The 26,989-nt window shown below is 60.7% G+C and carries 29 protein-coding genes; 15 read left to right on the top strand and 14 right to left on the bottom strand.

From position 1 onward, the window contains the following. Positions 1 to 16 precede the first annotated feature (16 nt). The 7 genes from FHT82_RS02950 to FHT82_RS02920 form a co-directional block, all read right to left on the bottom strand. Positions 17 to 1,312, bottom strand: coding sequence for an amidohydrolase family protein (locus FHT82_RS02950; protein ID WP_183726154.1), 1,296 nt, complete (start codon positions 1,310 to 1,312; stop codon positions 17 to 19). A gap of 37 nt (positions 1,313 to 1,349) precedes the next feature. Further along, positions 1,350 to 2,294, bottom strand: coding sequence for an ABC transporter permease (locus FHT82_RS02945; RefSeq protein ID WP_183726152.1), 945 nt, complete (start codon positions 2,292 to 2,294; stop codon positions 1,350 to 1,352). After that, a complete protein-coding gene (locus tag FHT82_RS02940; protein ID WP_183726150.1) occupies positions 2,291 to 3,340 on the bottom strand; it encodes an ABC transporter permease in 1,050 nt (349 codons plus the stop codon). The genes FHT82_RS02945 and FHT82_RS02940 overlap by 4 nt, the downstream gene beginning before the upstream one ends. Continuing rightward, entirely contained in the window at positions 3,330 to 4,859 is a 1,530-nt protein-coding gene (locus FHT82_RS02935) for an ABC transporter ATP-binding protein (RefSeq protein WP_183726148.1), read from the bottom strand. The genes FHT82_RS02940 and FHT82_RS02935 overlap by 11 nt, the downstream gene beginning before the upstream one ends. After that, positions 4,856 to 6,304: an amidase gene (locus FHT82_RS02930; protein WP_183726146.1), complete on the bottom strand. Its 1,449-nt coding sequence runs from the start codon at positions 6,302 to 6,304 to the stop codon at positions 4,856 to 4,858. The genes FHT82_RS02935 and FHT82_RS02930 overlap by 4 nt, the downstream gene beginning before the upstream one ends. A gap of 12 nt (positions 6,305 to 6,316) precedes the next feature. Continuing rightward, positions 6,317 to 7,303, bottom strand: coding sequence for a BMP family protein (locus FHT82_RS02925; protein WP_183726145.1), 987 nt, complete (start codon positions 7,301 to 7,303; stop codon positions 6,317 to 6,319). A 135-nt stretch (positions 7,304 to 7,438) separates the two neighbouring features. Further along, positions 7,439 to 8,215 (bottom strand): SDR family oxidoreductase, encoded by a 777-nt coding sequence (locus FHT82_RS02920; RefSeq protein WP_183726143.1) that lies wholly within the window; start codon positions 8,213 to 8,215, stop codon positions 7,439 to 7,441. 440 nt (positions 8,216 to 8,655) lie between these two features. Here FHT82_RS02920 and FHT82_RS02915 point away from each other — a divergent pair, with 440 nt between their 5' ends. The 6 genes from FHT82_RS02915 (at position 8,656) to FHT82_RS02890 (ending at position 15,008) form a co-directional block, all read left to right on the top strand. Beyond that, positions 8,656 to 9,639 carry an arabinose ABC transporter substrate-binding protein gene (locus FHT82_RS02915; protein ID WP_183726141.1) on the top strand — a complete coding sequence of 328 codons (984 nt, stop codon included), beginning with the start codon at positions 8,656 to 8,658 and terminating at the stop codon, positions 9,637 to 9,639. A 69-nt stretch (positions 9,640 to 9,708) separates the two neighbouring features. After that, positions 9,709 to 11,214: an L-arabinose ABC transporter ATP-binding protein AraG gene (gene araG, locus FHT82_RS02910; RefSeq protein ID WP_183727247.1), complete on the top strand. Its 1,506-nt coding sequence runs from the start codon at positions 9,709 to 9,711 to the stop codon at positions 11,212 to 11,214. Between the two features lie 16 nt (positions 11,215 to 11,230). Beyond that, positions 11,231 to 12,187, top strand: coding sequence for an L-arabinose ABC transporter permease AraH (gene araH / locus FHT82_RS02905; RefSeq protein ID WP_183726139.1), 957 nt, complete (start codon positions 11,231 to 11,233; stop codon positions 12,185 to 12,187). Positions 12,188 to 12,292: 105 nt separating this feature from the next. Further along, on the top strand, positions 12,293 to 13,066 hold the full coding sequence (locus FHT82_RS02900; protein WP_183726137.1) for a FadR/GntR family transcriptional regulator: 774 nt from the start codon (positions 12,293 to 12,295) through the stop codon (positions 13,064 to 13,066). Between the two features lie 140 nt (positions 13,067 to 13,206). Further along, on the top strand, positions 13,207 to 13,911 hold the full coding sequence (locus FHT82_RS02895) for a GntR family transcriptional regulator (protein ID WP_183726135.1): 705 nt from the start codon (positions 13,207 to 13,209) through the stop codon (positions 13,909 to 13,911). 155 nt (positions 13,912 to 14,066) lie between these two features. Continuing rightward, positions 14,067 to 15,008 (top strand): dihydrodipicolinate synthase family protein, encoded by a 942-nt coding sequence (locus tag FHT82_RS02890; RefSeq protein WP_183726133.1) that lies wholly within the window; start codon positions 14,067 to 14,069, stop codon positions 15,006 to 15,008. Positions 15,009 to 15,110: 102 nt separating this feature from the next. On the opposite strand, the gene FHT82_RS02885 is transcribed toward FHT82_RS02890, so the two are convergent. Next, the gene (locus FHT82_RS02885; protein WP_183726131.1) at positions 15,111 to 15,464 is read right to left on the bottom strand and encodes a helix-turn-helix transcriptional regulator; all 354 of its coding nucleotides are present in this window, start codon (positions 15,462 to 15,464) and stop codon (positions 15,111 to 15,113) included. Positions 15,465 to 15,514: 50 nt separating this feature from the next. Next, on the bottom strand, positions 15,515 to 15,715 hold the full coding sequence (locus FHT82_RS02880) for a hypothetical protein (RefSeq protein WP_183726129.1): 201 nt from the start codon (positions 15,713 to 15,715) through the stop codon (positions 15,515 to 15,517). Positions 15,716 to 15,801: 86 nt separating this feature from the next. Here FHT82_RS02880 and FHT82_RS02875 point away from each other — a divergent pair, with 86 nt between their 5' ends. Together FHT82_RS02875 and FHT82_RS02870 are read left to right on the top strand one after the other, a co-directional pair. Then, complete coding sequence (locus FHT82_RS02875; RefSeq protein WP_246698036.1) at positions 15,802 to 16,353, top strand: hypothetical protein; 552 nt, start codon at positions 15,802 to 15,804, stop codon at positions 16,351 to 16,353. Further along, positions 16,350 to 16,577 carry a hypothetical protein gene (locus FHT82_RS02870; RefSeq protein WP_183726127.1) on the top strand — a complete coding sequence of 76 codons (228 nt, stop codon included), beginning with the start codon at positions 16,350 to 16,352 and terminating at the stop codon, positions 16,575 to 16,577. Before FHT82_RS02875 ends, FHT82_RS02870 begins: the two co-directional genes overlap by 4 nt. On the opposite strand, the gene FHT82_RS02865 is transcribed toward FHT82_RS02870, so the two are convergent. Continuing rightward, the gene (locus FHT82_RS02865; protein WP_183726125.1) at positions 16,543 to 17,601 is read right to left on the bottom strand and encodes a LysR family transcriptional regulator; all 1,059 of its coding nucleotides are present in this window, start codon (positions 17,599 to 17,601) and stop codon (positions 16,543 to 16,545) included. The two genes, FHT82_RS02870 and FHT82_RS02865, sit on opposite strands and share 35 nt — an antisense overlap. A 361-nt stretch (positions 17,602 to 17,962) precedes the next feature. Between FHT82_RS02865 and FHT82_RS02860 the strand changes: the two genes are divergently transcribed. Next, positions 17,963 to 18,229, top strand: coding sequence for a hypothetical protein (locus tag FHT82_RS02860; protein ID WP_183726123.1), 267 nt, complete (start codon positions 17,963 to 17,965; stop codon positions 18,227 to 18,229). A gap of 396 nt (positions 18,230 to 18,625) precedes the next feature. Here FHT82_RS02860 and FHT82_RS02855 read toward each other — a convergent pair whose 3' ends face one another. The 4 genes from FHT82_RS02855 to FHT82_RS02840 form a co-directional block, all read right to left on the bottom strand. Continuing rightward, positions 18,626 to 19,108 carry a DUF302 domain-containing protein gene (locus tag FHT82_RS02855; protein ID WP_246698035.1) on the bottom strand — a complete coding sequence of 161 codons (483 nt, stop codon included), beginning with the start codon at positions 19,106 to 19,108 and terminating at the stop codon, positions 18,626 to 18,628. 63 nt (positions 19,109 to 19,171) lie between these two features. Then, the gene (locus tag FHT82_RS02850; protein WP_183726121.1) at positions 19,172 to 20,377 is read right to left on the bottom strand and encodes an MFS transporter; all 1,206 of its coding nucleotides are present in this window, start codon (positions 20,375 to 20,377) and stop codon (positions 19,172 to 19,174) included. Positions 20,378 to 20,468: 91 nt separating this feature from the next. After that, complete coding sequence (locus tag FHT82_RS02845; protein WP_183727243.1) at positions 20,469 to 20,969, bottom strand: cupin; 501 nt, start codon at positions 20,967 to 20,969, stop codon at positions 20,469 to 20,471. A 194-nt stretch (positions 20,970 to 21,163) separates the two neighbouring features. Beyond that, complete coding sequence (locus FHT82_RS02840) at positions 21,164 to 22,060, bottom strand: LysR family transcriptional regulator (protein WP_183726119.1); 897 nt, start codon at positions 22,058 to 22,060, stop codon at positions 21,164 to 21,166. 181 nt (positions 22,061 to 22,241) lie between these two features. Here FHT82_RS02840 and FHT82_RS02835 point away from each other — a divergent pair, with 181 nt between their 5' ends. From FHT82_RS02835 to FHT82_RS02810, 6 genes are all read left to right on the top strand, one after another. Then, on the top strand, positions 22,242 to 23,072 hold the full coding sequence (locus tag FHT82_RS02835; RefSeq protein WP_183726117.1) for a 3-hydroxybutyrate dehydrogenase: 831 nt from the start codon (positions 22,242 to 22,244) through the stop codon (positions 23,070 to 23,072). Between the two features lie 59 nt (positions 23,073 to 23,131). Beyond that, entirely contained in the window at positions 23,132 to 24,175 is a 1,044-nt protein-coding gene (locus tag FHT82_RS02830; protein ID WP_246698034.1) for a patatin-like phospholipase family protein, read from the top strand. Positions 24,176 to 24,399: 224 nt separating this feature from the next. Next, positions 24,400 to 24,669 carry a DUF2282 domain-containing protein gene (locus FHT82_RS02825; RefSeq protein ID WP_183726113.1) on the top strand — a complete coding sequence of 90 codons (270 nt, stop codon included), beginning with the start codon at positions 24,400 to 24,402 and terminating at the stop codon, positions 24,667 to 24,669. Positions 24,670 to 24,700: 31 nt separating this feature from the next. Further along, on the top strand, positions 24,701 to 25,726 hold the full coding sequence (locus FHT82_RS02820; protein WP_183726111.1) for a DUF692 domain-containing protein: 1,026 nt from the start codon (positions 24,701 to 24,703) through the stop codon (positions 25,724 to 25,726). Next, the gene (locus tag FHT82_RS02815) at positions 25,716 to 26,498 is read left to right on the top strand and encodes a putative DNA-binding domain-containing protein (RefSeq protein ID WP_183726109.1); all 783 of its coding nucleotides are present in this window, start codon (positions 25,716 to 25,718) and stop codon (positions 26,496 to 26,498) included. The genes FHT82_RS02820 and FHT82_RS02815 overlap by 11 nt, the downstream gene beginning before the upstream one ends. A 14-nt stretch (positions 26,499 to 26,512) precedes the next feature. Continuing rightward, positions 26,513 to 26,986, top strand: a complete 474-nt coding sequence (locus FHT82_RS02810) for a DoxX family protein (protein ID WP_183726108.1) — start codon at positions 26,513 to 26,515, stop codon at positions 26,984 to 26,986. Positions 26,987 to 26,989: the final 3 nt, after the last annotated feature.

The following is a 26,989-nucleotide window of genomic DNA, read 5'->3' as shown; positions in this document are numbered from 1 at the left end:
CGCGCTCACTTGAGCCTCATGCGTGGGGGACGCTCGGCGCATAGGCTGCGCCGTCGACCGTTGCCGGACGTCCGTCGAGATGCAATTGGCTGATGCGCGGCGCAGACCGCGAGATGACCTTGCCGCGGCGGATGACGGCAAGCCTGTTTGGCTTCAGCCGCAGCGCTTCCAGCGGATCGCGCGCCTGCAGGATGACGAGATCAGCGTTTTTACCCTTTTCCAGTCCGTAGCCTTCGAGGCCCATGGTCTTGGCCGAATTGACGGTCAGCGCATCGAAAATCTTCTTCTTGTCCTCGATGCCAGCCATCTGCGCCACATGGATCGCCATATGGCCGACCTCCAGCATGTCGCCGGAACCCATCGAGTACCAGGGATCCATAACGCAGTCATGGCCGAAGGAAACGTTGAGGCCCGCCTCCATCAGCTCGCGTACCCGCGTCATGCCGCGCCGTTTCGGATAGGTGTCGTGCCGGCCCTGCAGCATGATATTGATCAGCGGATTGGCGATGACGTTGATCTTTGCCTCCGCCATCAGCGGAATGAGCTTGGAGACGTAATAGTTGTCCATCGAATGCATCGATGTCAGGTGCGACCCGGCGACACGGCCCTGCAGGCCGAAGCGGACGGTTTCGGCGGCAAGCGTTTCGATATGGCGCGACATCGGATCGTCGGTCTCGTCGCAATGCATGTCGACGGGCAGGCCACGGTCGGCTGCGATACGGCAAAGGGCGGCAACCGAGGCCGCACCATCGGCCATGGTGCGCTCGAAATGCGGAATGCCGCCGACGATATCGAGTCCCATGTCCAGCGCACGGTTCAGCGCCGTGACGCCGTCAGCGGCACGATAGTAGCCGTCCTGCGGGAAGGCGACGAGCTGCAGGTCGATATAGGGGGCGACCCTCTCGCGCACTTCGATCAATGCTTCGGCGGTCACCAGCCGCGGATCGCTGGTATCGACATGGCTGCGGATGTGGAGCAGTCCCTGGGAGACGGCGAGGTCGCAATAGCGCAAGGCCCGCTCCACCAGAGCTTCGCGGGTCAGGATCGGCCTGAGTTCACCCCAGAGAGCGATACCTTCGAGCAAGGTGCCGGAGCGGTTCATGCGCGGCAGCCCGAGGGACAGCGTCGCATCCATATGGAAATGCGGGTCGACGAAAGGCGGGCTGACGAGCCGCCCCGTCGCGTCGATCTCCTCGCCGGCCTCGGCCTCGATCTTGGCCGCGACCGCGGCGATCCTGTCCTTCTGGATGGCGATATCGATGCCGCTGCGGCCATCGGGAAGATTTGCGTTTCGGATGATCAGGTCAAACATGGCGGTACCGGTCTGTTGTGGAACTGGGAATTGGCAATCAGCGCTCGCCGCGGCGATAGGGCTGCATGAGCGCCTGCGGAACGCGGGCACGTCGCGCCATCACGGCGAGTGCGGCAATCGACAGGAGATAGGGCGTCATCAGGAAAAGCTGATAGGGAACGACGCCTCCGAGTACGGTCTGCAGCCTGAGCTGGAAGGCATCGAAGAAGGCAAAGAGCAAGGCGCCTAGGAGGGCGCGACCCGGCCGCCAAGAAGCGAAGACGACGAGCGCGATCGAAATCCAGCCGCGTCCCTGAACCATGGTCGGAAAGAAGCTGTTGAAGGCAGAAAGCGTCAGGAAGGCGCCGCCGATGGCCATGATTGCGCTTCCAGCAATGATGGCGCCATAACGGATCCTGATCGGATCGATGCCTTGTGCTTCCGCCGCATGCGGGTTTTCGCCGGTCATACGGATCGTCAGGCCAAGCGGCGTGCGGAAGATCAGATAGCCCAGAATGACGGCAAGCAGGATGGCAAGGTAGGTCGGCGCAGTCTGGGCAAAAAGGGCTTGGCCGAGGAAAGGCACGCCGGAGAGGACAGGAATGTCGAGCGGTTGGAACGGTACGATCGTCGGCGGTGTACCGGCAAGCGGCACGACCAGGCGGAAGATGAAATAGCTGAGGCTGGAGGCAAAAAGGGTAATGCCAAGGCCTGTGACATGCTGTGACAGGCCGAGCGTCACGGTCAGAAGCGCATGCAGCAGGCCGAAGATCGCCCCGGCGAGTGCTGCGACCAGAATCCCGGTCCAGAGATCAGCGCCGTGAAAGACGGCAAGCCAGCCGATCATCGCCCCGAAGGTCATGATACCCTCGATACCGAGATTGAGCACGCCCGCCCTTTCGCAGAGCAGCGCGCCGAGCGTGCCGAAGATCAGCGGTGTCGCGATGCGCAGCACAGCGGCCCAGAGGCCAGCGGATGAGACAATGTCGATCAGAGCCATCACCTGCGGATCCTGTATTGGGTGAAGAACAGCGCGATAAGCATGGTCAGCAGCGAGACGGCGACGGTCACGTCGGCGATATAGGTGGGTATGCCGAGCGCCCGGCTCATGCCGTCGGCGCCGACGAACATAGTGGCGGTGAAAAGTGCTGCGGCAATCACACCGATCGGGTGCAGGTTGGCGAGCATAGCGACGATAATACCGGAATAGCCGAAGCCCGGCGACAGATCGGTCGTCACGTAGCCTTTCACGCCCATTACCTCGATCGCGCCGGCAAGGCCCGCCAGGCCGCCGGAAAGGCAGGCGACCTTGACCAGCGTCATGCCGAGCGGCACGCCGGCAAACACGGCGCCGGCAGGATTGAGACCGGCAGCGCGCGAGCGCAGACCGAAGACCGTGCGTGACTGGAGGAAATAGACGGCAAATGCGATCGCGATGGCGATGATGAAGCCGACATGCAGGCGTGAGCGCGCCATCAGCTTCGGCAGCAGCGCGTGATCGCTGACCGGCATGGATTGTGGCCAGCCGAAGGCCAGCGGATCCTTCAGCACGCCGTCGATCAGCATGGAGACGAAGAGCAGGGCGACGAAATTCAAGAGCAGGCTGGTCACGACCTCATCGACGGAAAAGCGCAGCCGGAGCCAGAGCGGCACAAGGATCAGCACCATGCCGGCGACGGCACCCGCAATCAGCAGGGATGGAATCAGGAGCACGGCCGGCAGCCCCGCCAGCAGTTTGGAGCCGAGCGCGGCAACAGTGATGGCGCCGAGATAGAACTGGCCCTCGGCGCCGATATTCCAGAGACGTGCCCGAAAGGCGACGGCTGCGGCAAGGCCGGTCAGCATCAGGGGTGTCGCCCTTGTCAGCGTCTCCGTGGCCGAAAGCCGCGTACCGAAGGCGCCGGTCAGGATACGCCAATAGGCCTCGAAAACGGGTGCACCGGCAAGTGCGATGAGGACACCGGAAATGGCGAGCGCTGCTATGACGGCAGCGACAGGGGCTGCCACGACCAGATAGAGCGGGCGATGATCGCGGCGTTCAAGACGCATGCTGAGCCTCGGACGTCCATTCGCCTGACATCATCAGGCCGAGTTTTCTGGGATTGGCGGTTTCCGCATTAACCGGCAGCGACAGGCGCCCCTTGACGATTGCCTGGATGCGATCGGCAAGGCTGATCACCTCGTCCAGATCCTCCGATATCAGAAGCACGGCCGTGCCCTCCTTACGTGCCTGCAATATGCGGGCGTGAACGGCGGCAACGGCGCCTTCGTCGAGCCCGCGTGTCGGTTGCGCCGCAATCAGGATCTTCGGCCTGTCATGCAGGTTGCGGCCGAGGATCAGCTTCTGCATGTTGCCGCCCGAGAGAAGCCGGGTGCGCGTCGCCGGTCCGCCACCACGAATGTCGAATTCGCCGATGATTTCCTGGGCGAAGGCCATGCCGGCCTTGCGGTCGACCAGTCCGTGGCGCGAGAAGCGCGGTGAGGCGATGCGCTCCAGCACGGCATTTTCCCAGACGGTGAATTCGCCGATCGCGCCTTCCTTGTTGCGGTCTTCGGGGATGCGGCCGATGCCGGCGTCGATCAGGCTTTCGACGCTGATCTCGGTGACCGGCTGTCCGAACAGAAGGATGTCGCCGCTGCTCCAGCCGGCCAGACCGCTGACAAGATGGCTGAGCGTCGCCTGGCCATTGCCGGAGACGCCGATAATGCCGAGTGTCTCGCCGGCATGGAGCCGCAAGCTGATATCCTTCAGCCGCTCCTGGCCGCCATCGCGAACGGTGACGCCGACCGCTTCGAAGACGACCTCGCCGGGTGTGGACGCCTCGCGGACCGGGCGGGTCACCCGCCTGCCCACCATGAGTTCGGCAAGCTCCGCCTTGCTGGTTTCACCGGTCAGCCGCTCGGCGACGACCTTTCCGCCGCGCAGCACGACGACGCGGTCTGCCGCACTGATCACCTCGTCCAACTTGTGGGAGATGAAGATCAGCGATAGGCCCTGCCGAGCCATTTCCCGAAGCGTCTGGAAGAGACGTTCCGCCTCGATATTGGTGAGCACCGCCGTCGGTTCGTCGAGGATCAGGATGCGGGCATCGTTATAGAGCGCCTTGAGGATTTCGACGCGCTGCTGTTCGCCGACCGAGAGGTCGCCGAGCCGGGCATCGGGATCGACCTCGAGGCCGAAGCGGGTGGCAATCGACAGGAGCTTGGCACGGCCGGTGGTCTTTTCCGATTTCCAGGACCAGAGCTTTTCCGTTCCCGTCATGACGTTTTCGAGCACTGTCAGGTTCGCCGCCAGGGAAAAATGCTGGTGTACCATGCCGATGCCGGCGCGGATCGCCGCACGCGGCCGGCCGGCCGGCAACTCGTTGCCTTCGATATGGATCGTGCCCCTATCCGGCACATAGTGGCCGAAGAGAATGCTCATCAGCGTCGTCTTGCCCGCGCCGTTTTCGCCGAGGAGCGCCAGCACTTCGCCCTTGGCGAGGCTCAGCGAAATATCGTCATTGGCCTGGATCGCTCCGAAACGCTTGCTGATACCGTCGAGCTGGAGCACGGGAGCTGATGTCATGAGGCAAGTCCCACAATGGCATGGGGGTGGATCCAACGTTGCTCTGCTTCCAGCCGCGAGGCAAGGGCAAGCAGCAGCGGTTCCCGGCCCATCGGCGCCAGCAACTGCACGGGCAGCGGCATTCCGTCCGCATCGCTTCCAAAAGGCAGTGTCAGCGCCGGAAAGCCGGAAATATTGGCAAGGCAGGCGAGCGGCGCAAAGCGCGCCATGCGGTTCAGATGCAGGTCCGTATCCTGATGGTCGGTCGGGAAGGAGCCGATCGGCAGAGGGGCTGTCGCAAGCATCGGCGTCAGCAGGCAGTCGATGCCGTCGAAGAGCCGCCAGAGGTCGTGGCTGACATGCGGCATGGCGCTGAGGCTCTGCCAGAGAGCGGTTGGCGCAAGCGCCGCCCCGCGTGCCGCGAAGGCGGCCGTCAGAGGCTCGGCCTTTGAAAGGTCGAGCCGCAGGCTCTCGGTGAGCCATGCCAGATTGATGGAAATGATGTCGGCGAAAATGGCCGCGCTTGCGGTAACGCTCGGCGCAAGGCGCGGCCATTCGATCGTGACGATCTCATGCCCATCCTGTTCGAGGCTCCGGGCTGCGGCCTCCACGGCTTGCTGCCTTGCTGCTTTGGTCGGCAGGTCGCTGCCGGTATCCGTCAGCAGGCCGATGCGAAGGCGGGGCTTTTCACCGCTGTCGAGAGCGGGTGCCGCATAGGGACCGTCTGGGTTTCCATACAGGGCGTCTAAAATTACCCCTGCGTCGCGAACGGAACGGCAGATCGCAAGCTCACTGGCGATGCCGCCGAGATGATTGCCGAAGCCCGGACCGCCGGGCATGGCGCCACGACTGGGTTTCAGGCCAACGAGACCGCAGCAGGCGGCCGGCACGCGGATCGAGCCACCGGCATCCGTCGCATGAGCGATTGCGACGATACCCGCTGCAACCGCCGCCGCTGCACCGCCGGACGAACCGCCTGCGGTGCGGGACGGATCGAGCGGATTGCGGCAGACAGGCCCACGCGCCGGTTCGCTTGCAAGCGAAAGACCGACTTCCGGGCTGGTGGTGAGGCCGAAGAGGCTGAAACCGGCCTGACGGAAGCGCGCCGCAAGATCGGAATCGGCCGATGCATCGAGCATTCCGTCGAAGAGTCTTGAGCCGGCATGGACGGCAAGCCCTTTGAACGGGCCGCCGAGATCCTTGGCAAGCGTCGGCACGCCGGCAAAGGGCCGGACGGCGAAGCGATCCGGCTCATCGCGGCGCTCGCGATCGAGGGCGGCGGCATTTGCCATGCCGAGGTCGGTGTCGAGATGACAGATCGCGCCAAGCGCCTCATTGGTTCTGGCGGCGGAAATCGCCTTTTCCATCGCCTCGGTACAATCAAATGCACCGCTCTCGATTCGGGCGGCGAGCGCAATCGCGTCGCCGCCCGGTATCGAGCCCTTGCTTGCATCAATCCTGGTCATGCGGATGCCGGCTTACTTCGGCTCCTCAGGCATGATCGGCACTTCGAAGGCGCCGGACTTGATGGCGGCGCGCTTGGCTTCCATCGCCGCTTCGGCATCAGCCGGTGCGATGCCCTTGACATAGACGATATCGCTGCCGCCTTCCTTCATCAGGCCGAAGCGCGTGTAGTTGTTGCCGGTCGGCTTGCCGGCCTTCACATCGGCGATCGCCGCATTGAGGATCGGGCGGAAGCCCCAGATGGCGTTGGCAAAGACCGTATCCGGATAACGCGGCGTATAGTCGATCAGCGAACCGACGGACTTGATGCCGCGCTCCTTGGCAGCGTCAGCCGTGCCGATGCGCTCGCCGAAGAGAATGTCGGCGCCGGCATCGATCTGGGCAAGGCCGGCTTCGCGCGCCTTCGGTGGATCGAAGAAAGTGCCGATGAAGGCGACGAGGTGCTTGGCATCCGGGCGGACTTCCTTCACGCCGGCGGCAAAGGCATTCATCAGCATGTTGACTTCGGGGATCGGCAGCGCGCCGACCGAGCCGACAATACCCGATTTCGTCATCTTGCCGGCGAGCATTCCGGCGAGATAGGCGCCGTCGTGATTCCAGGTACCGAAGACGCCGAAATTGTCGCCGGACGGTTCGCCACTGGAGCCGAGCATGAAGGCGGTCTTCGGATAATCGGCGGCCACCTGGCGGGCTTCACGCTCCACGGCATAGGCCTCGCCGACGATGAGTGCTGCGCCCTGTTCGGCATATTCGCGCATGGCACGCGGATAGTCGGTGCCCGAGACGCCTTCGGAGAAGACGTATTCGATCACACCTTCGGAAGCGGCATCCTGAAGCGCCTTGTGCAGACAGGAGTTCCAGGCATTTTCGACCGGCGAGGCATGGATGCCGGCAACCTTCAGTTTTTCCTGTGCCCAGAGCTTGGGTGCAAAGGCGGTTGCACCGAGCGCCATGCCGGAAGCGAGCACCGTGCGGCGAGACATAATGATCTGATTTTTCATGAGTTCCCCTCTTTTTTACCAGATGGATAAAACTCTATGGATCGCCCAAAATTGTGTCAAGTAATGCTGCTGCGCAAAAACTAGACAATAACAGTGTGCGCCGCGCTTTAGGACTCTGGCGAGAGGCGGAAACGATCACTGGTGTTGCATGACGCTCAGGCCGCCGTCGATCGTCAGGCAGGTGGCATTGATGAAGGTGCATTCATCCGAGATCATGAAGACCGCCGCCATGGCGATTTCCTGCGGTGTGGCAATGCGCCCGCCCGGATGCAGCTTCATCGTCTCAGCCTTGGCCTTTTCCGGGTCGGGGAAACTGTTCCAGTAGTCGATGACCTTCTGGGTCGAGACGTAGCCGGGCGCAATCGCGTTTACACGCACATGCTGTGGGGCATATTCGATGCCGAGCGACTTGGTCATGCCGAGTAGCGCATGTTTGGCGAGCGGGTACGGAAAGGTGTGCGGGATGATGGTGAAGGCGTGGGTCGAGGCGATATTAAGGATGACGCCGCCGCCATCGGCGATCATCTGCGGCAGGACGGCACGGCAGCAATGCCAGGCGCCCTTGAGATTGATATCGAAGCAGCGCTGCCATTCTTCATCCGTTGCCTGCAAAGGCTCGGCAAAGACGTTGACGCCAGCATTGTTGACGAGGGCATTGATGCTGCCGATCTGTTCCCCTGCCTTGGCCACAGCAGCCTTTATGGCGGTAGCATCGGTGATGTCGGCCGCCTGATAGCCGAGCACGGCGTCCTTCGCCGCCAATTGCGCGACGGTTTCTTCAAGCAGTTTCTCGTCGCGGTCGACTAGGAAGAGGCGCGCGTCTTCTGCGGCAAAGGCCTCGGCGATGGCCTGGCCGATCCCTTGCGCGGCACCTGTAATGAAGACCCGTTTTCCGGAAAGGCGGTTTGGCATCGTCTACTTCCTCTTATGCTCTTTCTCCATGATCAGGAATTTCCTGCGGCTGCAGCGGAGGACAGCGCATCCCGACCTTCTCGCATCACGAAAAATGAAGGACCGGCCCGATCGGCGATACATGAGCCGAAAGTGGCCCGTCCTGCAGATCGATGATGGCCATGAAGCGATGCTTTCCCCAAGAGATCGAGGCTGATCCGAACTGTGGCGGCACCCTATTATCGGTCGACTAAATGTCAATATATATAGGATTTATTTTCGTCTTCGACGGCGTTGTCGGCTCGCTCTCGACCTACGGCTTGGCGTTTCGGTGATTTTATGCGGGCTTTCATGGTGGATTCGCATAAATAATCATACATAAATATTGACTGGTATGATGTTTGTTCCTATTCAATGACTGCCGCCGATGAGCGGCAGATCGAGATTTAGGGAGAGAGATTATGCGCTTCGTCAAAGCAGCCATCCTCGCTGGCGCCTTTGCCGTTCTGGCCGCCGGCTCCGTCTTGGCAGAGGACGTCAAGATCGGTTTCATCGTGAAGCAGCCGGAGGAGCCCTGGTTCCAGGACGAATGGAAATTTGCCGATCAGGCCGCCAAGGAAAAGGGTTTTACCGTCGTCAAGATCGGCGCCGAAGATGGCGAAAAGGTCCAGTCGGCGATCGATAACCTCGGTGCGCAGGGTGCCCAGGGCTTCATCATCTGCACACCTGACGTCAAGCTTGGTCCTGGCATTGTTGCCAAGGCCGCTGCCAACCAACTCAAGCTGATGACCGTCGACGACCGTCTGGTCGATGCCGACGGCAAGCCGCTGGAAGATGTGCCGCATATGGGCATTTCCGCCACGAAGATCGGCGAAGGCGTCGGCCAGGCGCTCGTTGACGAGATGAAGAGGCGCGGTTGGGACATGAAGAATGTCGGCGCGATCCGCGTCTCCTACGATCAGCTTCCGACGGCTGTCGACCGTGTCGAAGGCGCGATCTCGGTTTTGAAGGCTGCCGGCTTCCCGGCCGAAAACATCTATGACGCGCCGCAGGCAAAAACGGACACCGAGGCAGCGCTCAACGCCGCCACAACTGTTCTCAACAAGCATGCCGATGTGAAGTACTGGATCGCCTTCGGCCTCAACGATGAAGCTGTGCTCGGCGCTGTGCGCGCATCGGAATCGGTCGGCATTTCCGCCGACAACATGATTGGCGTCGGCATTGGTGGTGCGGAATCGGCAATCAATGAGTTCAAGAAGCCGTCTGCGACCGGTTTCTTCGGCACGGTCATCATCTCGCCGAAGCGTCACGGTTATGAAACCGCGCTCAACATGTATGACTGGATCGCCAACGACAAGGAGCCGGCAAAGGTGACGCTGACGTCAGGTTCGCTGGCGCTGCGCGGCGACTATGAAAAGGTTCGCAAGGACCTCGGCATCGAATAATCATCCCTTGGTGATGATTTCATCCCGGCGGCCCTTCAAGCCGCCGGGCACATTCTCGACGGAGCGATGATGGCTTTCCTCGAATTCAAGACCATTTCCAAGGGTTATCCGGGCGTCCAGGCGCTCTCCAACATCTCCTTCGGCGTCGAAAAAGGCGCCGTGCACGGGCTGATGGGCGAAAATGGCGCCGGCAAGTCCACCTTGATCCGCGTGCTCTCCGGCGACCAGTCTGCCGATGAAGGCAGCATTCTCATCGATGGCGTCGAGCAGAAATACAGCTCCGTCCGCGATGCCTTCCACGCCGGCGTGATCGTCATCCATCAGGAGCTTCAGCTCGTCCCGGAACTGACCGTCGCCGAAAATCTCTGGCTCGGCCGCTTTCCCGGCAGGGCCGGCGTCATCAATGGCAAGACGCTGATCGAGACGGTTCGCGCCAAGCTTGACGAGATCGGCATTGACGTCGACCCTTTCGCAAAGGTCTCCTCGCTGCCGATCGGTGCCCGCCAGATGGTGGAGATCGCCAAGGCCGTGATGCTCGACGCGCGGGTGATCGCGCTCGACGAGCCGACCTCCTCGCTCTCCTCGCGTGAAAGCGAAATCCTGTTTTCCCTCATCGGCAAGCTGAAGGCCAAGGGTACGGTCATTATCTATGTCTCGCACCGCCTTGATGAGATCTTTCGTCTCTGCGACAGCCTGACGGTTCTGCGCGATGGTAAGCTTGCCGCCCACCATCCCGATATCGGCAAGACGACACGCGAGCAGATCATCGCCGAAATGGTCGGCCGCGAGATCGCCAATATCTGGGGCTGGCGCGAGCGGCCACTCGGCGATGTCCGCCTTGAGGTCAAAACCCTGTCCGGCTCAAAGCTCCGCAATCCGATCAGCTTCTCCGTTCGCAAGGGCGAAATTCTTGGCTTCTTCGGCCTGATCGGTGCGGGACGAAGCGAAATGGCGCGGCTGCTCTATGGCGCAGACCACCGTCATCAGGGCAATGTCGCGATCGATGGCGTTGCCGTTTCACCCAACAATCCGAAGGCCTCGATCAATGCCGGCATGGTTCTCTGCCCGGAGGACCGCAAGTTCGACGGCATCATTCAGGGACGCTCGATCGAGGAGAATATTGCGATCTCCTCACGCCGGCATTTCTCTCCATTCGGCGTGCTGAACTCGAAGAAGGAAGCTTCGATCGCCGACCAGTTCATTGCCAAGCTTAGGGTTCGCACGCCTTCGCGCAAGCAGGACATCATCAATCTCTCCGGCGGCAACCAGCAGAAGGTCATCCTCGGTCGCTGGCTTTCGGAGCAGGGCGTCAAGGTGCTTGTCATCGACGAGCCGACGCGCGGCATCGATGTCGGCGCCAAGTCGGAAATCTATGAAATCCTCTATGAACTTGCTGCCGGTGGCATGGCGATCGTCGTCATTTCCAGCGAGCTTCCCGAGGTCATGGGTATCTCGGATCGCATCATGGTCATGTGCCAGGGTCGTGTGGCCGCCGATGTGGAGCGCGCCGATTTCGACGAACGCAGCATTCTGACCGCGGCGCTGCCCGACAAGAATGTCGCCGGTACAATCTAATTCAGGAACTGTAGTGATGAACGCGTTGAAAAAAATCCTTCTCGGCGAACAGGGGCTGGTGGTGATCTTCGCGATCGCCTTCGTGATCGTCTCGATGACCGTTCCGAGCTTCCTGACCGAACGCAACATGCTCGGCCTGCTGCAGTCGGTGGTGACGATCGGCATCGTCGCCTGCACGATGATGTTCTGCCTTGCCTCGCGGGATTTCGACCTTTCCGTCGGCTCGACGGTCGCCTTCTCCGGCATGATTGCCGTCATGGTGTCGAATTCCACCGGCTCTATTCCGCTTGGCCTGCTGGCGGCTCTCGTCTGCGGCAGCATCGTCGGCTTTGTGAATGGTGTGGTCATCGCCCGCTTTCGCATCAACGCACTGATCACCACGCTTGCGACCATGCAGATCGTGCGCGGCCTGGCGCTGATCGCTTCTGATGGTCGCGCCGTCGGCATCAACGACCCCGCCTTCTACCAGCTGGCGCTGTCACGCTTCCTGACGGTGCCGACGCCGATCTGGATCATGGTGCTGCTCTTCATCGTCTTCGGTTTCGTTCTGAACCGCACCGTCTTCGGCAAGAACACGCTGGCGATCGGCGGCAATCCTGAGGCCTCGCGCCTTGCGGGCGTCAATGTCGCTACCATGCGCATCTGGATTTTTGCCCTGCAGGGTCTCGTCTGCGGCATCGCCGGCATTCTGCTTGCCTCGCGCATCACATCCGGTCAGCCGAATGCGGCGACCGGCCTTGAGCTCTCCGTCATCTCGGCCTGCGTGCTGGGCGGCGTGTCGCTCGCCGGCGGCCGCGCGGCGATGACCGGTGTGATCGTCGGCGTGCTCATTATGGGCATTGCCGAAAATGTCATGAATCTGCTCAACATCCAGGCCTTCTATCAATATGTGGTGCGCGGTCTTATTCTCCTGATCGCCGTCCTGCTCGACAACATGCGCTCGTCGGCCGCGAGACGCGGCAGCCGCGCGTGACGATCAGATTTCTTGGGAGAAGCCTGCTGAGCCTGCAGTTGTAGATTGAAGCTTGAGCGAGGCGCCGCCCATGATGAAAACAAGACCAGTGGCACGGGGGACGTGATGAGTACGCGATCGGGACTTCTGCGAACGGGAAGTGCGGCGACCAAGCCTGAACAGGGACGGCGCACCGTGCGCGAGGAGCTGTTGAAGAAGCTCATCGGGCAGATCGTCTCCGGCGATATTGCCGAAGGCTCGCTTCTGCCGAACGAGGCGGAGCTTTCCGAACTCTATGGTGTCAGCCGCACCAGCCTCAGGGAGGCGATGCAATATCTGTCGGCCCTCGGCATGGTCCGTTCGCGCACGCGCGCCGGCACCAGCGTGCTGCCCCGCGAGAACTGGAACTATCTCGATCCCCTGGTCCTCGATGCGACGCTCGAATTCAGCGATGACCGTGGCTTCTACGATTCGTTGCTCGACGCCCGCCAGCTGTTGGAGCCGGCCGCTGCTGCACAGGCCGCAGCCAATGCGACGGCCAGGCAGCTTGCCCAGATCGCTGAAGCCTTCGAGGACATGGTGGCGGCCAATGCCCGTGACAACGAGGCCTGGAGCCAGGCGGACCTCGAATTTCATACCGCCATTATCAATGCCAGCGGCAACTGGGTCTTCCGTCAGTTTGCCACCGCCATCCGCGCTGCTTTGCTTGCAAGTTTCCGCCTGACCAACCGGGCGAGCCAGAGCCACGACTATGCGATCGCCCGGCATCAGGACGTGTTGGACGCGATCCGCATGCGACGGCCAGATGCGGCGCGTTTTGCGATGGAGCAGCTGATCGGCACAGCGCGGATGGAATTGAGCGATGCGTTGCGCGTCGGCAAGCCGGGAAAACGGGAATAGGCACCGCTGCCTCTTGTCGAGGCAAAAGGGAACATTCAAAATTTCATCTGCCGACAGAAAGTATATAAGGTTTGAAGTTGTCCAGCGGATTCGCTAGTAAACTGAGTATCAACTCGGCTGCTTGAAAGGACGATGAAAGCGTGGACGAGACCGAAAAACTGCAAACACACCGGCGCGGCTCCGGCGTATCGACGGTCTATGAGACGCTTCGAAACGAGATCATCGAGCTGAAACTGCCGCCCGGCAGCCCGATCGACGAACAGCAATTGTCCGATCGTTTTGCGCTGTCGCGAACGCCGATCCGCGAAGCGCTGGTGCGGCTTGCCGCCGAAGGGCTGATCACGACGCTGACCAACCGCGCGACGATCGTCTCGAACATCGATTTCCTCGGCCTGCCGGAGTTTTTCGATGCCCTTACGCTGATGTATCGCGTCACCACCCGGCTTGCGGCCACCAATCACACCGAAGGGGATATCGCCGCCATCCGTGTTCAGCAGAAGGCCTTCGAGATAGCGGTCACCAATCGCGACGTGCTCGGCATGATTTCGACCAACCGCGACTTCCATATCGCGATCGCCCAGGCCGGTCGGAACCGATACTATGTCGAGCTCTTCACCCGGCTGCTGGACGAGGGACGCCGCATCCTGAGGCTCTACTATTCCTCCTTCAACGATGTCCTGCCGCGCCAATATGTCGGCGAGCACGAGGAGATGATCCAGGCGATCATCAATCGCGACGTGGCGCGCGCCGACAGCCTGGCATCTGCTCACGCTGATCAGATCGTCGGCCAAATCCGCTCTTACATCACTGCCGATTCCCGCCAGACCGCCGGGTTGGCGCTCTAGTCGCTACAAAACTCTTGCGCCGCCGGGTAAACGCTTCGTCGAGCGTCGAAGGAAAATTGCGCTTTGTATTTTTATTGTCGACAAGAAGTCGGCAAGGTGTTAAATGCCTCATCAACCCCATGTCCGGGGAGTTTTAAGATAACGAGAGATTGGCGATGACTGGTTCCGTATTCCAAGGCTGCATCCCGGCGCTCATGACGCCCTGCAACGATGACCGTACCCCTGACTTCGACGCGCTTGCTCGCAAGGGCAAGGAACTGATCGACCTCGGCATGTCCGCCGTCGTCTACTGCGGTTCGATGGGCGACTGGCCGCTGTTGACGGACGAGCAGCGCCAGGAAGGCGTTAAGCGCCTCGTCGAGGCGGGTGTTCCCGTCATCGTCGGCACCGGTGCCGTCAACACTAAGTCGGCTGTTGCCCATGCCGCGCATGCGGCCGCCGTCGGCGCCAAGGGACTGATGGTCATTCCGCGCGTCCTGTCGCGCGGCTCGTCTGTCTCGGCCCAGCGGGATCATTTCTCGGCGATCCTCGAGGCTGCAAAGGGCCTGCCGGCAGTCATCTACAACAGCCCCTATTACGGCTTTGCAACGCGCGCCGATCTCTTCTTCGATCTGCGTTCGCGCTTCTCGAACCTCGTCGGCTTCAAGGAGTTCGGCGGCAAGAGCGACATGACCTATGCGGCCGAAAACATCACGTCGGGCGATGATGCGCTGACGCTGATGGTCGGCGTCGACACCGGCGTCTATCACGGCTTCGTCAATTGCGGTGCAGGCGGCGCCATTACCGGCATCGGCAATGCGCTGCCGAAGGAAGTCCTGCATCTCGTCTCGCTCTGCGAAAAGGCAGCAGAGGGCGATGCCGTTGCCCGCAGCGCCGCACGCGAGCTCGAAGAGGCGCTGATGGTTCTTTCGACCTATGACGAAGGCCCGGATCTGGTGCTGCACTACAAGTATCTGATGGTGCTGAATGGCGAGACGGAATACACGCTGCACTTCAACGAGACCGACAAGCTCAGCGACTCGCAGCGCCGCCACCTCGAAAACCAGTATCGCCTGTTCAGGAACTGGTACGCCGCGCGTTATCCGAACGCGGCTTGAGACTATCAATGATCTCCAGGCCTCGCAGCTTGCCTGCGAGGCCACTCGCAGCAAGTACGGCCTCGTCAGGTCAACGCTGTGCCGAAGCCAGCCGGATTGCCTTCAGTTCGCCACATCGGTGACGGTCAGGGAGTGGATCAGCATCGTCAGGTTGCGGCGGATCTTCTCATCGGAGATGCGCCCGATTTCCTCCGCAAGATAGGCCGCCTCGTCCTCGACACCAGCGCCCGCCTCGGTTTCGATGCCGTTGACGAACCAACCGGCATCCACCTTCATGAAGCTGCACAGCCGCAGCATGACCGCAACGGACAGACGGTTTATACCATTCTCATATTTTTGAATCTGCTGAAACGCGACACCGATATGCGCGGCCAGTTCGCTCTGGGTGACGCCACGAGCGGCACGCACGGAGCGCAGCCTTTGGCCGATTGCCAAATTCAGTTCCTGATCTTTCATGCCTATCCTTGAGAATACTTCCGGAAATCGTCAAATCTTGTGGATTGTCTTTACATGATCGGCTTTTGAGATCCACCTCCATCGGTCAAAAGCGTCAGTTGTTCCTTGAGTTGCCGCTGTTCTGTCTCGGAGAGGCGGGCGATCTCATTTTCGACGAAGCTCGCAATGGCCCTCGGGTCGTCGCCGAACCGACGTGCCCCTTCGGCGCAGAGAGCGATGATGGTTGCCATCGGATTGGCAGGGTCCGTCATTTTTGAAATCCCCCCTGAAATCTTCGTCCTTCGCGCAGCTCGCATTCTGGAGTTGAAGTGGGTTGCACAGACAACGAGGCCGACCGATGGTGAACAAATATCCCAATCTTCGATGCCAAGTGGCAACGACCCCGGACCATGTTCGGGATGCGATGATCCTCAGAAGCATCTGCTTTGTCCATGAGCACGGTATCTCGCCCTCCTTCATCTTCGATGGCAATGATCACCAGGCCACGCATTTCGTCTTTTATGATGGCGAAGAGCCGGTTGGTTCCCTTCGCATCCGCTGGTTCGCCGATTTTGCTAAGTATGAACGAACCTGCTTCCGCGAAAAGTACCGACACCCTTTTACGGTTAAGCGTTGCATTCAGATGACGTTCGATCACGTGGCGCGCAAGGGCTATACTAAGGTTCTGACCCAGGCCGAGCAGCGCCTCGCGCGGTTGTGGACCATTTTGTTCGATCTGGAGATCGTCGACGGCCCCCCGGTAGAGATCGCCGGCCATCCGGAGCCTTATCTGACCGTTGTCGGCACAATTCCCGCCTCGTCTGACCCGATTACGATGGAGAGCAGCAGTGCTTTGCTGTTGCGTGTCGAAGGCCAATGGGACGCACCGAGTTCGTTTGAGACAGCATGACCATGGCAGATTTGCGAAATGCCGGTGACAAGTCCGCAACAGCGGCGCTGCAGGAGGAAATCCTGACCCGCACGAAACTGCACACCGAAATGGTGCGTCGTCTCATCAACGATCCGACAGTGCAGCCGGTCGAGCTTGCCGGCTTCCTCGAGGATGTCGCGAATGCCTATCTTTCGATCTCGGAAGAGCTCAGCCAGATTGTGAAGGCGGCGGAGGAGCGATAGTTTCAAGCATCTTGCGCAGGCTTTCTTCCTGCTCGTGCCGTCCGGACGGGAAGGTCAATCCAGTCCCGAATGACGGATTGGTCCTGAAAACATCGACGATCCAGTCATAGACGGCGGCAACCGGTCTCGATTGCCTGCGATTGGCAACGGAAATCAGGTAGATCGGCAGAGCGACATGAACGCCGAGTTCAAGCGGCACGAGTTCGGGATCTGCAAGAACATAGTTGCCGAGCAGCCCGACGCCGGCGCCGTTTCGAACGAGCGCATAATAGGCGAGCGAGTTCTCGCAGTTGTGGGTCTGGTGGCCGGCGTGAACGAGACCGCGCCAGCCGTTCCAGATCTCTCGGTCGGAGTCATAATAATTGCACTGCACATAGACATGCTGGGAAATGAACTGCCGCTGCGGAACGCCGGATTTTTTCAGATAATCACGGCTGGCCACCGGAATGAGATGAAGAGTGCCGATCTCGACACAATCGACATCCGCTCTCGAGATCGGAGACAGCGAGATCATCAGGTCGGCCTGGTTCTTCTCGAAATTGACCAGCGACACCTGTTCCCGGATGTCGAGATTGAGGCGCGGATAGCTGTCGTTCAGCCGGGGTACCGCAGGAGCGACGATGGCGACGGCAAGGCCGGAGGTCACGCTGACGGCGACCCGCCCGGTGACGGCATCCATCTCATCCTTCAGGTCGTTGGAAAGGGCGAACAACTGAAAATCCAGTTCCGCGACCTGGATGGCGAGCTTGCGGCCGGTTTCCGTCAGGGTGACGCCGGAAAAGGTCGAGATGACAAGTTGCGAACCGATCTGGTCCTGGAGGCGCTTCACATCGCGGCTGACGGTGGGCGCGCTGGTTCCGAGCAGTTCCGCGGCTTGAGCAAAGGAGGGGCTTTTGGCGACCGCCAGAAAGGTTCTGAGCTCGCGCCAGATCGGCCGCGAAAGCAGGCCCCTGATTTCAAGTGGCGATTTGTCCAGATCGGCGCGTTCGCTGCCGAACGGAAGAGGAGGGAAGGGTTTATTCACGACCGCCTCGCGTATTAGTGGAAGCGTAACAATATACTTAGTCGGGGATTGCGGGCAATTGCTGAAGAACGGCAGCTCATCGGTGCTGAGAAGTCGCAGTTTAACGATCGCAAGAGCCGATTTTGATCGCTGGCCTAACCAGAACTACTACCAATGAGATGTTTAATCCTATTGCAGAGGTGTCGCCAGTGTACAGCATTTTCGGTCTTTAAATCGATCCAGTTGGATCGTTTACGCAACTCATAGGGTGTGTTAGCGTTTTCCGCGGGCAAGATCCGATTCAACATTCCGTTTCGGGAACGATGCAGGCAGACCCGCTCGATCTCGGAACCTCTGCCAAGCTTGGAGGCAAATTAAGGCAATGGCCGACGCAATTCCTGACGTGGTTGACAGCTATGAGCCGGTGGGATTCCTGCGGCTCTTCCGCCTCATCTCCGCAGCAAGAGACAGTGCTTCATCATTGCAGCTCATGGATCTCGTGCGCCTGATGGATATGGCGCTCATGCAGACGGCGCTAGACTGGGACGGCCTTGATGCTGAAAACCTGGATGAGCGCGCCTTCCTGAACCTCATCCGCGAGAAGCAGCAAATCGCCCATCAGACGCATATCCACCCTGTTTCAAATTGATTGGCGTGATTACAGACGGGATTGCAACCCGCCCATACAGCCAGCGGGAATCCCATCGGACAAAAGACTAACGAGAGCACTCGTGTGGCACGGTTGAGCCGAGCCGAAATGGAATGTCCGATGGCTGCATTCGATGACCTATTCCCAAGACTGGGCGATAACCGCTATCTGGAAACTCGATGAACACGGTGCGCTTTTCACAATGAAATCAATATGCGATTACTTCAGCAGCAGCACACGCTGGTTCGATTCCTTTCAACTGCACGCCTTACGACCGATGGGTCGGTCTCAGGTTTATTTCCGTGAAGGCCAGGGTGTGGGATGAGAGGCTTGCCGCATCGTTTCGCAATGAGGAGGAAGTCGATCCCACCTCATTGCTGATGCATCGTCGCAAACTCACTGACGGACCGGCGCCGTCACCGCTTTGATGACCTCGGACGCCATCTTGAACTCCTTCTTGCGGCTGGTGATGCCATGGCGGTGCGCGATCCAGTCAAAATCTGTATAGGCGACCCGAACGGTCCCATCCTTCGTTTGGTAAACGAGAACCCGGACGGGCCAATCGAGCCCGGCCACCGGGTTGGCGGTGATGAACGTCGTTCCGAGCGCCGGATTGCCGAACAGGATGAGCCGCGAAGGGCGGACCTGGTTGCCGGCCGCGGTACCAAGCGCTGCTTGATCGATATCGTCGAACAGCATGATGCCCTTCTCGGCGACGCTGCCTTTGATCTTTCTGACGGTCTCGTCGACCGAATAGCGGCTTTCCAGAACAACGACACCATCACGGGTACCTGCCTGGACGACGGCGGCCGGTGCCGACAGGATTATTCCTGTCAATGAAAGTACCGCCATGAAAAATAGGCTGATCGTTCTTTGCATGTCACTCTCTCCTTGAGGTTGGCAGGGTTGCATTTTCAAATCGTTGCCGGGTTCGAGCGGGGCCTATCGGGGCGGCGCGTTCAGGGAACCTGCGAGCAGCATTGCTGCGCCGAGTGCCGCGACCAGCACGTAGACGCAGGCGTTCCAGCCGAAGTGGTCGTAGACCTGGCCAAGGACCAGGCTGCCGATCATGCCTCCGGTATAGTAGGACGCCAGATAGATGCCGCTGGCTCCCGCCTTGTCGCTCATGGCACGCCTGCCGACTATACCGGTCGCTATCGCCTGCGCGAGGAAGGTGCCGACAGCCACTAGCGTCAATCCGAGCAGGATGATCGGCAAAAATGTGCTGAGAAGCGATACGAGCCCGACGACAGCGATCGCCAGGGTCAGTACGGTTCCGGTGGCCGGCCCGATATTGGCTGCGAGCCTGCCGGCGAAAGGCGTGGTCAGGATCGAAGGGAGGAAGACGAGATAGACGAGGCCGAGCGCCATCGGCCTTACCCCCAACGCGACGATCTGAAAGTTGACATAGGTATAGGTGCCGATGAAGACGAAGAGGATGAGGAAGCCGATAATAAAGACGCGGCGCAGATCCGGATCGGCGAGATGAACGTCCCAAATGCGCATGGTGAGGCTTCCCCGAGCATCGGTCCTCATCATGCCGGCCGTTCTTTTGAGCGTGATCCACACCAGGACGGCGCCGAGGAGGTTGAGGGTGGCAAACATCAGAAAAGTCACCGAGAGGCCGCCAAGGCCGGCAACGGCGGCAGACAGCATCCGGCCGAAGAGATTGCTGGCGACATTGCCGGTGACATAGGCGGCCAGAGCTCCGGCGGCTTTGCCGGCGGAAAAGTGCTCGGACAGGTAGGCGGCCGTGAGCGTGAAGGCCGTCGACATGCAAAGCCCCTGGAGCACCCGTAGCGCTGCGAAGACGATGATGTTGTCGGTAAAGGCCAGAAGCGTCGTTGGAACTGACAGGACCGCGAGGCTGATCCAGATGCCCTTGCGCCGATCTAGGCCGCTGCCGAAGAAGGCGACGAGCAGACCGGCGACGGCCATGCCGAAGGTGCTGGCGTTGACGGCGAACCCCATCGTGGCGCGGCTGACCTGGAACTTGTCGACGAGGGAAGGCAATACGGCTTGCGCCGCGAAGAGGTCGACCAAGGTCAGAAAGGCGATGAGCGCGATCAGTCCAAAGCGCCAGCTGTCGGCGCAAACGACCTTGCGCGCGTGCACGGACGGCCCGAGCGGCTGTTCGATATCGGTCATTGCGTAATCCTCCGGGGACCATTCGGCGTTTCCCTGCAAGCGGGAAACGCCGCGAGCGGATAAGGGCTTGCTTCTGATAGTAAGGCAGCTGTTACATAGCTGCGTCATCGCCGTGCATTTCCGGGCTCAGTATGTCGGAGGAATAGAGCACCGCCGGAACTTTGCCGTTGTTCTTCCACCAGTGGGAGAGATGGCCGAACTCGGCTGTAACCTCGCCCTTCTTGTGCCGGATCGGCACCTTGCAGGTGCTGCTGTATTCGGTGATCGAGCCGGAGATGATCAGGATATTTGCCGGGCGCATCTCGTGCGAATGCCAGGGAACGATGCCGCCCGGCTGCACGACGAGCTTGCGCATGCGCAGCATGCTGCCCTTCCAGGCGTCGCCCTTGGACGAGAGATCGATTGTCTTGATCACAGTGTCGGTAACGCCCTTCGGCATCATCGGGCCAGGCTTCATGCCATCTTCGGCGACTTGATCGGCTGGGCATTCGCCGGCGAGGGCGGACGTGGCGGGCAGGCCGGCGCCGAAGGCCAATGCGGCCAAGGCAAGGGCTGCGAAGGAAAGGCGGTCGGTGTTCAATACGGGCTTCATCATCGGTTTCTCCTTGTTGGAGCTCGGCGAGGACGGTGCCGAGCATGTGCAAAGACTGGCGGAGCCCCGACCGAAAGAGAAATGCCAGATGCTTCTGAATTTGATAGCTGTGGGCTATTGCCAACCGCGGCGCGAACGCCGAATGCCCGGTGGTTTGCCAGGCTGTGTTCGCCACGGGTCTTAATATGAGGTCGTCAGTGCGAACGGCTCATTGAGTTTGCCCAGCCGTAGGATTTTACGGCGCCGACAAAGACCGAAACCGCCGGGGAGAAGCGGCGGCCCGCGACGGTCACGAGACAGACGTCACGGAAGACCTCCGGTTCCGCGACTGGTCTCACTTGCAATCCGGGAATGACGGCGCTGTATTCGGGAATGAAACAGATGCCAAGGCCGCCGGCGACCAGGTTCTGGATCCAGTCCTCGCGTTCGCTGGAATAGGAGACGAGCGTCTTAACGCCTTGCGCATCGCAGAGGTCCGTGAGGTAATCCCAATATTCGCAGTTGACGCGACGCAAGTAGACTTCACCGTCGATCGCCGCAATAGGAATGGCATCGTATTGGCTAAGTCGGTGGCCGGCGGGGAAAGCGAGCATGAACCTCTCGCGAAAGAGCGAGGTTACGTCGAAGCGTTCTGGAAAGCTCGTTGCCGTCGACATCAGCGCCACATCGATTTCGCCGGTCTCCAGCAGATCGGACAGGCGGGTGGGCACGCCCTCGATCAACTGCAGCTGGACACCCTTGTGGCGCATGTTGAAATCGGTGAGAAGGCCGGTAAACCGGCGCGGGCCGATCGTGCACATGATGCCAACTTTGAGATGTGCTTCGCTGAGACAGAGAAATCGTGACGCCTCCGTACGCACACCCGTCAACTCGTCCTGGATCTGCTGGAATCGCGGGCGAAGCAGGTTGCCGAGATCCGTTATGTGCGTCAGGTTGCGCTCGCGGCGGAACAACAGGCCACCGACCTCGTCCTCGAGCTGCTGGATGGCACGACTGAGAGCCGGCTGGGTGACATTGCACTTTTCCGCCGCGCGCGTGAAGTTGCGCGTTTCGCACACGGCCAGGAAGTATCTTATATGATGGATATCCATGGCCGCCCCTCGGCATGAACTCGATTTGCGATGCCCTCATATTCTCCGCGGGCGGCATTCTCCTCCAATGCCATGGATTTATCAATTCCATAGCAGACCGGCATTTCTAAAGCGAAGGTCCGTCATTCACTGTGATTACAGAACGCGCCAGACGGCGTAGTCGATCGTAGTGGAGAGAGCTATGCTGAACGCCTTTGATCCCGAAACTGATACTCTCGTCGGCCGCAAGCCCTTGGAGGGGCGCAGCGCCATCGTCACCGGCTCGACCAGCGGGATCGGCCTCGGCATCGCACAAGCGCTTGCGAGGGCGGGGGCCGCCGTCATGCTGAACGGTTTTGGCGACCCGGCCGAGATCGAAATGCTGCGCGCCGGCATTGCCGCCGATAACGATGTCGACGTCGCCTATGATGCCGCTGACATGACGAAGCCGGAAGCCATCCGCATGATGGTCGAGAGGGCGGTGGCGCGATTTGGGCAGGTAGATATTGTCGTCAACAATGCTGGAATCCAGCATGTTTCGCCGGTCGGCAAGTTTCCCACGGAAAAGTGGGACGCCATCCTTGCCATCAATCTCTCTTCCGCCTTTCATCTCGTCCGGGCAACGTTCGACAACATGTGCGCTAGGCGCTATGGCCGGATCGTCAACATTGCCTCGGCCCATGGATTGATCGCGTCACCCTTCAAATCCGCCTATGTGGCGGCCAAACACGGCATTGTCGGCTTCACGAAGACGATCGCGCTCGAAGGGGCGGAATATGGGGTGACATGCAACGCGATCTGCCCCGGCTATGTCTGGACGCCGCTTGTCGAACATCAGATCGAAGATCAGGCGAAGTCGCATAACATCGCGCGGGATGCGGTGATCCGAGAGGTCTTCCTGAAAGACCAGCCGACGAGGCGGTTTGCCACCGTTGAAGAAATGGGCGCGCTTGCTGTCTTCCTCTGCGGCGATCTTGCCGGATCGATTACGGGCACAGCGATCCCTGTCGATGGCGGCTGGACCGCGCACTGAACCCATCATTCGAGAAAAGGGTGGCAATCATGAATAAGCATGTAGGAACACGGCCCGGAATGCAGCTCGAATCTTCGGCCGCCAAGCGCGAGCCCCGGACGATCAATCTCGCCCTTCAGGGCGGCGGTGCGCACGGCGCCTTCACCTGGGGTGTGCTCGATCGGCTGCTGGAGGAGCCCAGCCTTTCATTTGAAGGCATTGTGGCGACCAGCGCCGGCGCGATGAATGCCGCGGTCATGGCTTACGGTCTGGCCGAGGGCGGTCGAAGCGGGGCGCAGACGGCGCTCGCCAATTTCTGGCGCCGCGTCAGCCACGCGGCCGCATCCGGACCTTTGCAGCCGAGCTTGCTCGATCGCCTTACCGGCTCGAAATCGCTTGAGTTCTCGCCGGCATTCATCATGTTCGACCTGGTCACCCGGTTGATGTCGCCCTACCAGTTCAACCCGTTCAACTTCAACCCGCTGCGCCGGGTACTGGAACAGTCGATCGATCTCGAGGCGATCCGGATGGCGCGCTGCCCCGTCAAGCTCAGCGTCTGCGCCACCAACGTGCGGACCGGCAAGGTCAAGGTGTTCGGCAATGACGAATTGTCTATCGATGCCGTTATGGCATCCGCCTGCCTGCCTTTCCTGTTCCAAGCGGTTGAGATCGACGGAGAAGCCTATTGGGATGGCGGTTATATGGGAAATCCCGCCATCTTTCCGCTGATCTATGGCTGCAACACCCCCGATGTCATCGTGGTCCACATCAATCCGATCGAGCGAGCGGACCTGCCGCGCACGGCTGGAGAAATCCTGAACCGTATCAACGAGATAAGCTTCAATTCATCGCTGCTGAGAGAGATGCGCGCGGTGGCGTTCGTCACGCAGCTGATCGACGCGGCGCCGGAACCGCCGCCCAATCTGAAGCGGATTTTCGTGCACGGTATCTCCGATGACGAGACGATGAAAAACCTCAGTGTTTCGAGCAAGCTGAATGCCGACTGGGGCGCGCTCGTGGACTTGAGGGATCGCGGCCGGCAATGCGCCGACCTATGGCTGCAGGTCAATTATCAGGACATCGGCAAACGTTCGACGGTGGACATCCGCGAGCGCTATCTCTGATCCCTTTGGCATTTGCACAAATTCTGCCTCCCGCCGCAAATGCCCACCTTGAGCCCTCCGTTCAGCTGCGGAGGGCTTCTTCTTGTCGCCAACTGTCGACGCATAGAGGCGGCGTATCGAAACCATGCAGAGACAGCATTTCAGGTGAAGGCTCGCTTCTGGGAAGCTCAGGACAGTCGAGCCGATGACGGTTTGACCTCACGCAACAACCCAGGAGATTTCTCATGAATGCCACCCGTCTTCTCATCAGCTCGGCCCTTGCCGCCGCCGCCTCCGTGGCAGCAGGCAGCGCCTTTGCCGGCCCGACTGCCAAGCCGGATTTCTCGTTTGAAAAGTGCTTCGGCGTTGTCAAGGCCGGCCTGAACGACTGCCAGACGGCCAGCCACTCCTGCGCCGGTACGTCCACCGCTGACAACGCCAAGGACTCGTGGATCTACGTGCCGGCCGGGACCTGCACCAAGATCACCGGCGGAAGTAACGAACCCAAGGCCTGACCTTTCTCTGCTTCAACCAAAGGAGTCATCGATGTCCAAGATATTTCCGAGCAATCCGGTGCCAACCGCGGCGGGCATCGGTCTTCGCTCCCAGCATATCGGCGAAATGCTGTCTCGCCGCCCGTCGGCGGGATGGCTTGAAGTCCACGCGGAAAACTACATGGGCGACTCTGCGGCCGTCGACGCGCTCGAGCGGCTGCGGGAAAGCTATCCCTTGTCTATTCATGGCGTCGGCCTTTCACTCGGGAGCTACTCCGGCCTCGACCGCGATCATCTTGAGCGCATGCGAAAGCTCTGCCTGCGCTTCCAGCCAAGCCTAGTGTCCGAGCATCTCGCCTGGAGCGCCGCCGATGGCGCCTATCTGAATGATCTTCTGCCGCTGTGTTACGATGCCGAGGCGCTCGGCATCGTCGCCGCCAATGTCTCGCGCCTGCAGGATACGCTCCAGCGGCGCGTCTATATCGAAAACCTCTCTGCCTATGTCGCCTTCGAGGGATCGACGATGACCGAGGCGGAATTCCTCACCGAACTCGTGCGCCTGACCGGTTGTGGCTTGCTCCTCGACGTCAACAATGTCTATGTCTCGGCCTCTAATCTCGGCTTCGACGCCAAGGCCTTCATCGACCAGCTCCCCGCGCGCGCCATCGGCGAGATTCATCTTGCGGGGCACGCGGTCAACGAGGTCGAAGGCGATATCGTGCTGATCGACGACCACGGTTCGCGCGTTCCGCCGGCGGTTTGGTCGCTCTATGCCTATGTGATCCGCAAGATCGGCCCGCGTCCGACGCTCATCGAATGGGACACGGATGTGCCCACCCTCGACGTCCTGCTCGGCGAAGCCATGTGGGCCGATATGCTGGCGCAATCGATTGCCTTCGAAGACCGGATGCTGGCGGAAAGGCCGGCACCCCCGACGAGCCGCTTTGAGGGCATGATCCTGCCCCTGCGGCCCGACAGTCCGAAGGGACCGATGCCGGCGCTCGCCGCGCTTGCGACGATCAAGCCGTCCGTCTTCGCCAACCATTCCGGCGCAAGGAGGATTGGCCATGCTCTCTAGTTGCGCCCTGCAGTCGAGGATCGCCCAAGCCATCCTCCGCAACGATGGCGGTGATCTCGCGCCAGTACTGGCGAAAGGGGCTTTTGACCCTTTGCGTCGGTTCAACATCTATCGCAACAATACGTTCGCCTCGCTAACGGCGACCTTGATCGCGGTCTTTCCGGTCACGCTGAGGCTTTTGGGCGAGGACTACTTTCGCTACGCTGCCGGCGTTTTCATCCGCAACAATCCGCCGCAGGAGGCGCGGCTTGTCCGCTATGGCGGCAATTTTTCCCGCTTTCTGGCAGTCTTCGAAGACATCCGCTCCATGCCCTTCATTGCCGAGACGGCGCGGCTGGAATGGATGATCGCCGAGGCGCTCGACGCGCCGGCGCTGCCTGGCTGCAGCCTGGAGCAATTGGGTGACGGCGAAGCCGATACCGCTCCTGAGCTTTTTCTTCAGCCCTCGCTGCGCCTGCTCGTCTGCCGTTGGCCAGCGCTGGAAATATGGTCGGTACATCAAGCCGGCGGAAATGTCGAAGCCCTGGCGAAGCTGAGCCGCAGGCCGGAGCGGATCGCGCTCTGGCGCTGCAACGAGAGCATGCGGTTCCTGCGCCTCGATGCGGGGCATTTCGCTTTCCTGCATGCGCTGAAAAGGCGTGCAGGCCTGGAGGTGGCCGTCAGCCGCGTCCTCGCCCGTGCTCCCGGCTTCGATCTTGCCGGTGCGTTCGGCGGCCTCTTCGCAGAAGGCCTCGTCACCCGCATTCGCCACATAACGCTCGCAACCCATTGAACAGGATGGAAATCATGACCATGATGTCTCCTTCTTCGACACGCCACAGAAGCGGCATTGCCGGGTTCTATGTCTCCGCTCTGGAGCGGTTGAACAGTGTGCCGCTCTCGCTCGTGCAGCTCGTCTCACGCCTTGCGGTCGCTCAGGTCTTCTGGCAGTCGTCGCAGAGCAAGCTTGCCTCCTGGCCGGCGACGATCCAGCTGTTCACGCTCGAATACCAGCTGCCCGTCATCGATCCCGGCGTGGCCGCCGTGCTCGCGACGACCGCCGAAGTGAGCGGCTCGGTTCTGATTTTTCTCGGTCTGTTCTCTCGCCCCGCCGCCCTCATGCTGCTTGGCGTCATCTTGACGATCCAGCTCCTCGTCTACCCGCAGAACTGGCCGGACCATTTGCTCTGGACGGCGCCGTTGCTGCTGATCCTGGCGCGCGGGGCCGGCACCGTTTCGCTCGACTATCTGGCGGCTCGCTTGTTTCCGAGAGGGCGCTGAGCC

This window comes from Rhizobium sp. BK275, assembly GCF_014193555.1.
Taxonomy (GTDB): Bacteria; Pseudomonadota; Alphaproteobacteria; order Rhizobiales; family Rhizobiaceae; genus Rhizobium.
This window is presented reverse-complemented; position numbering and strand designations above follow the sequence as displayed.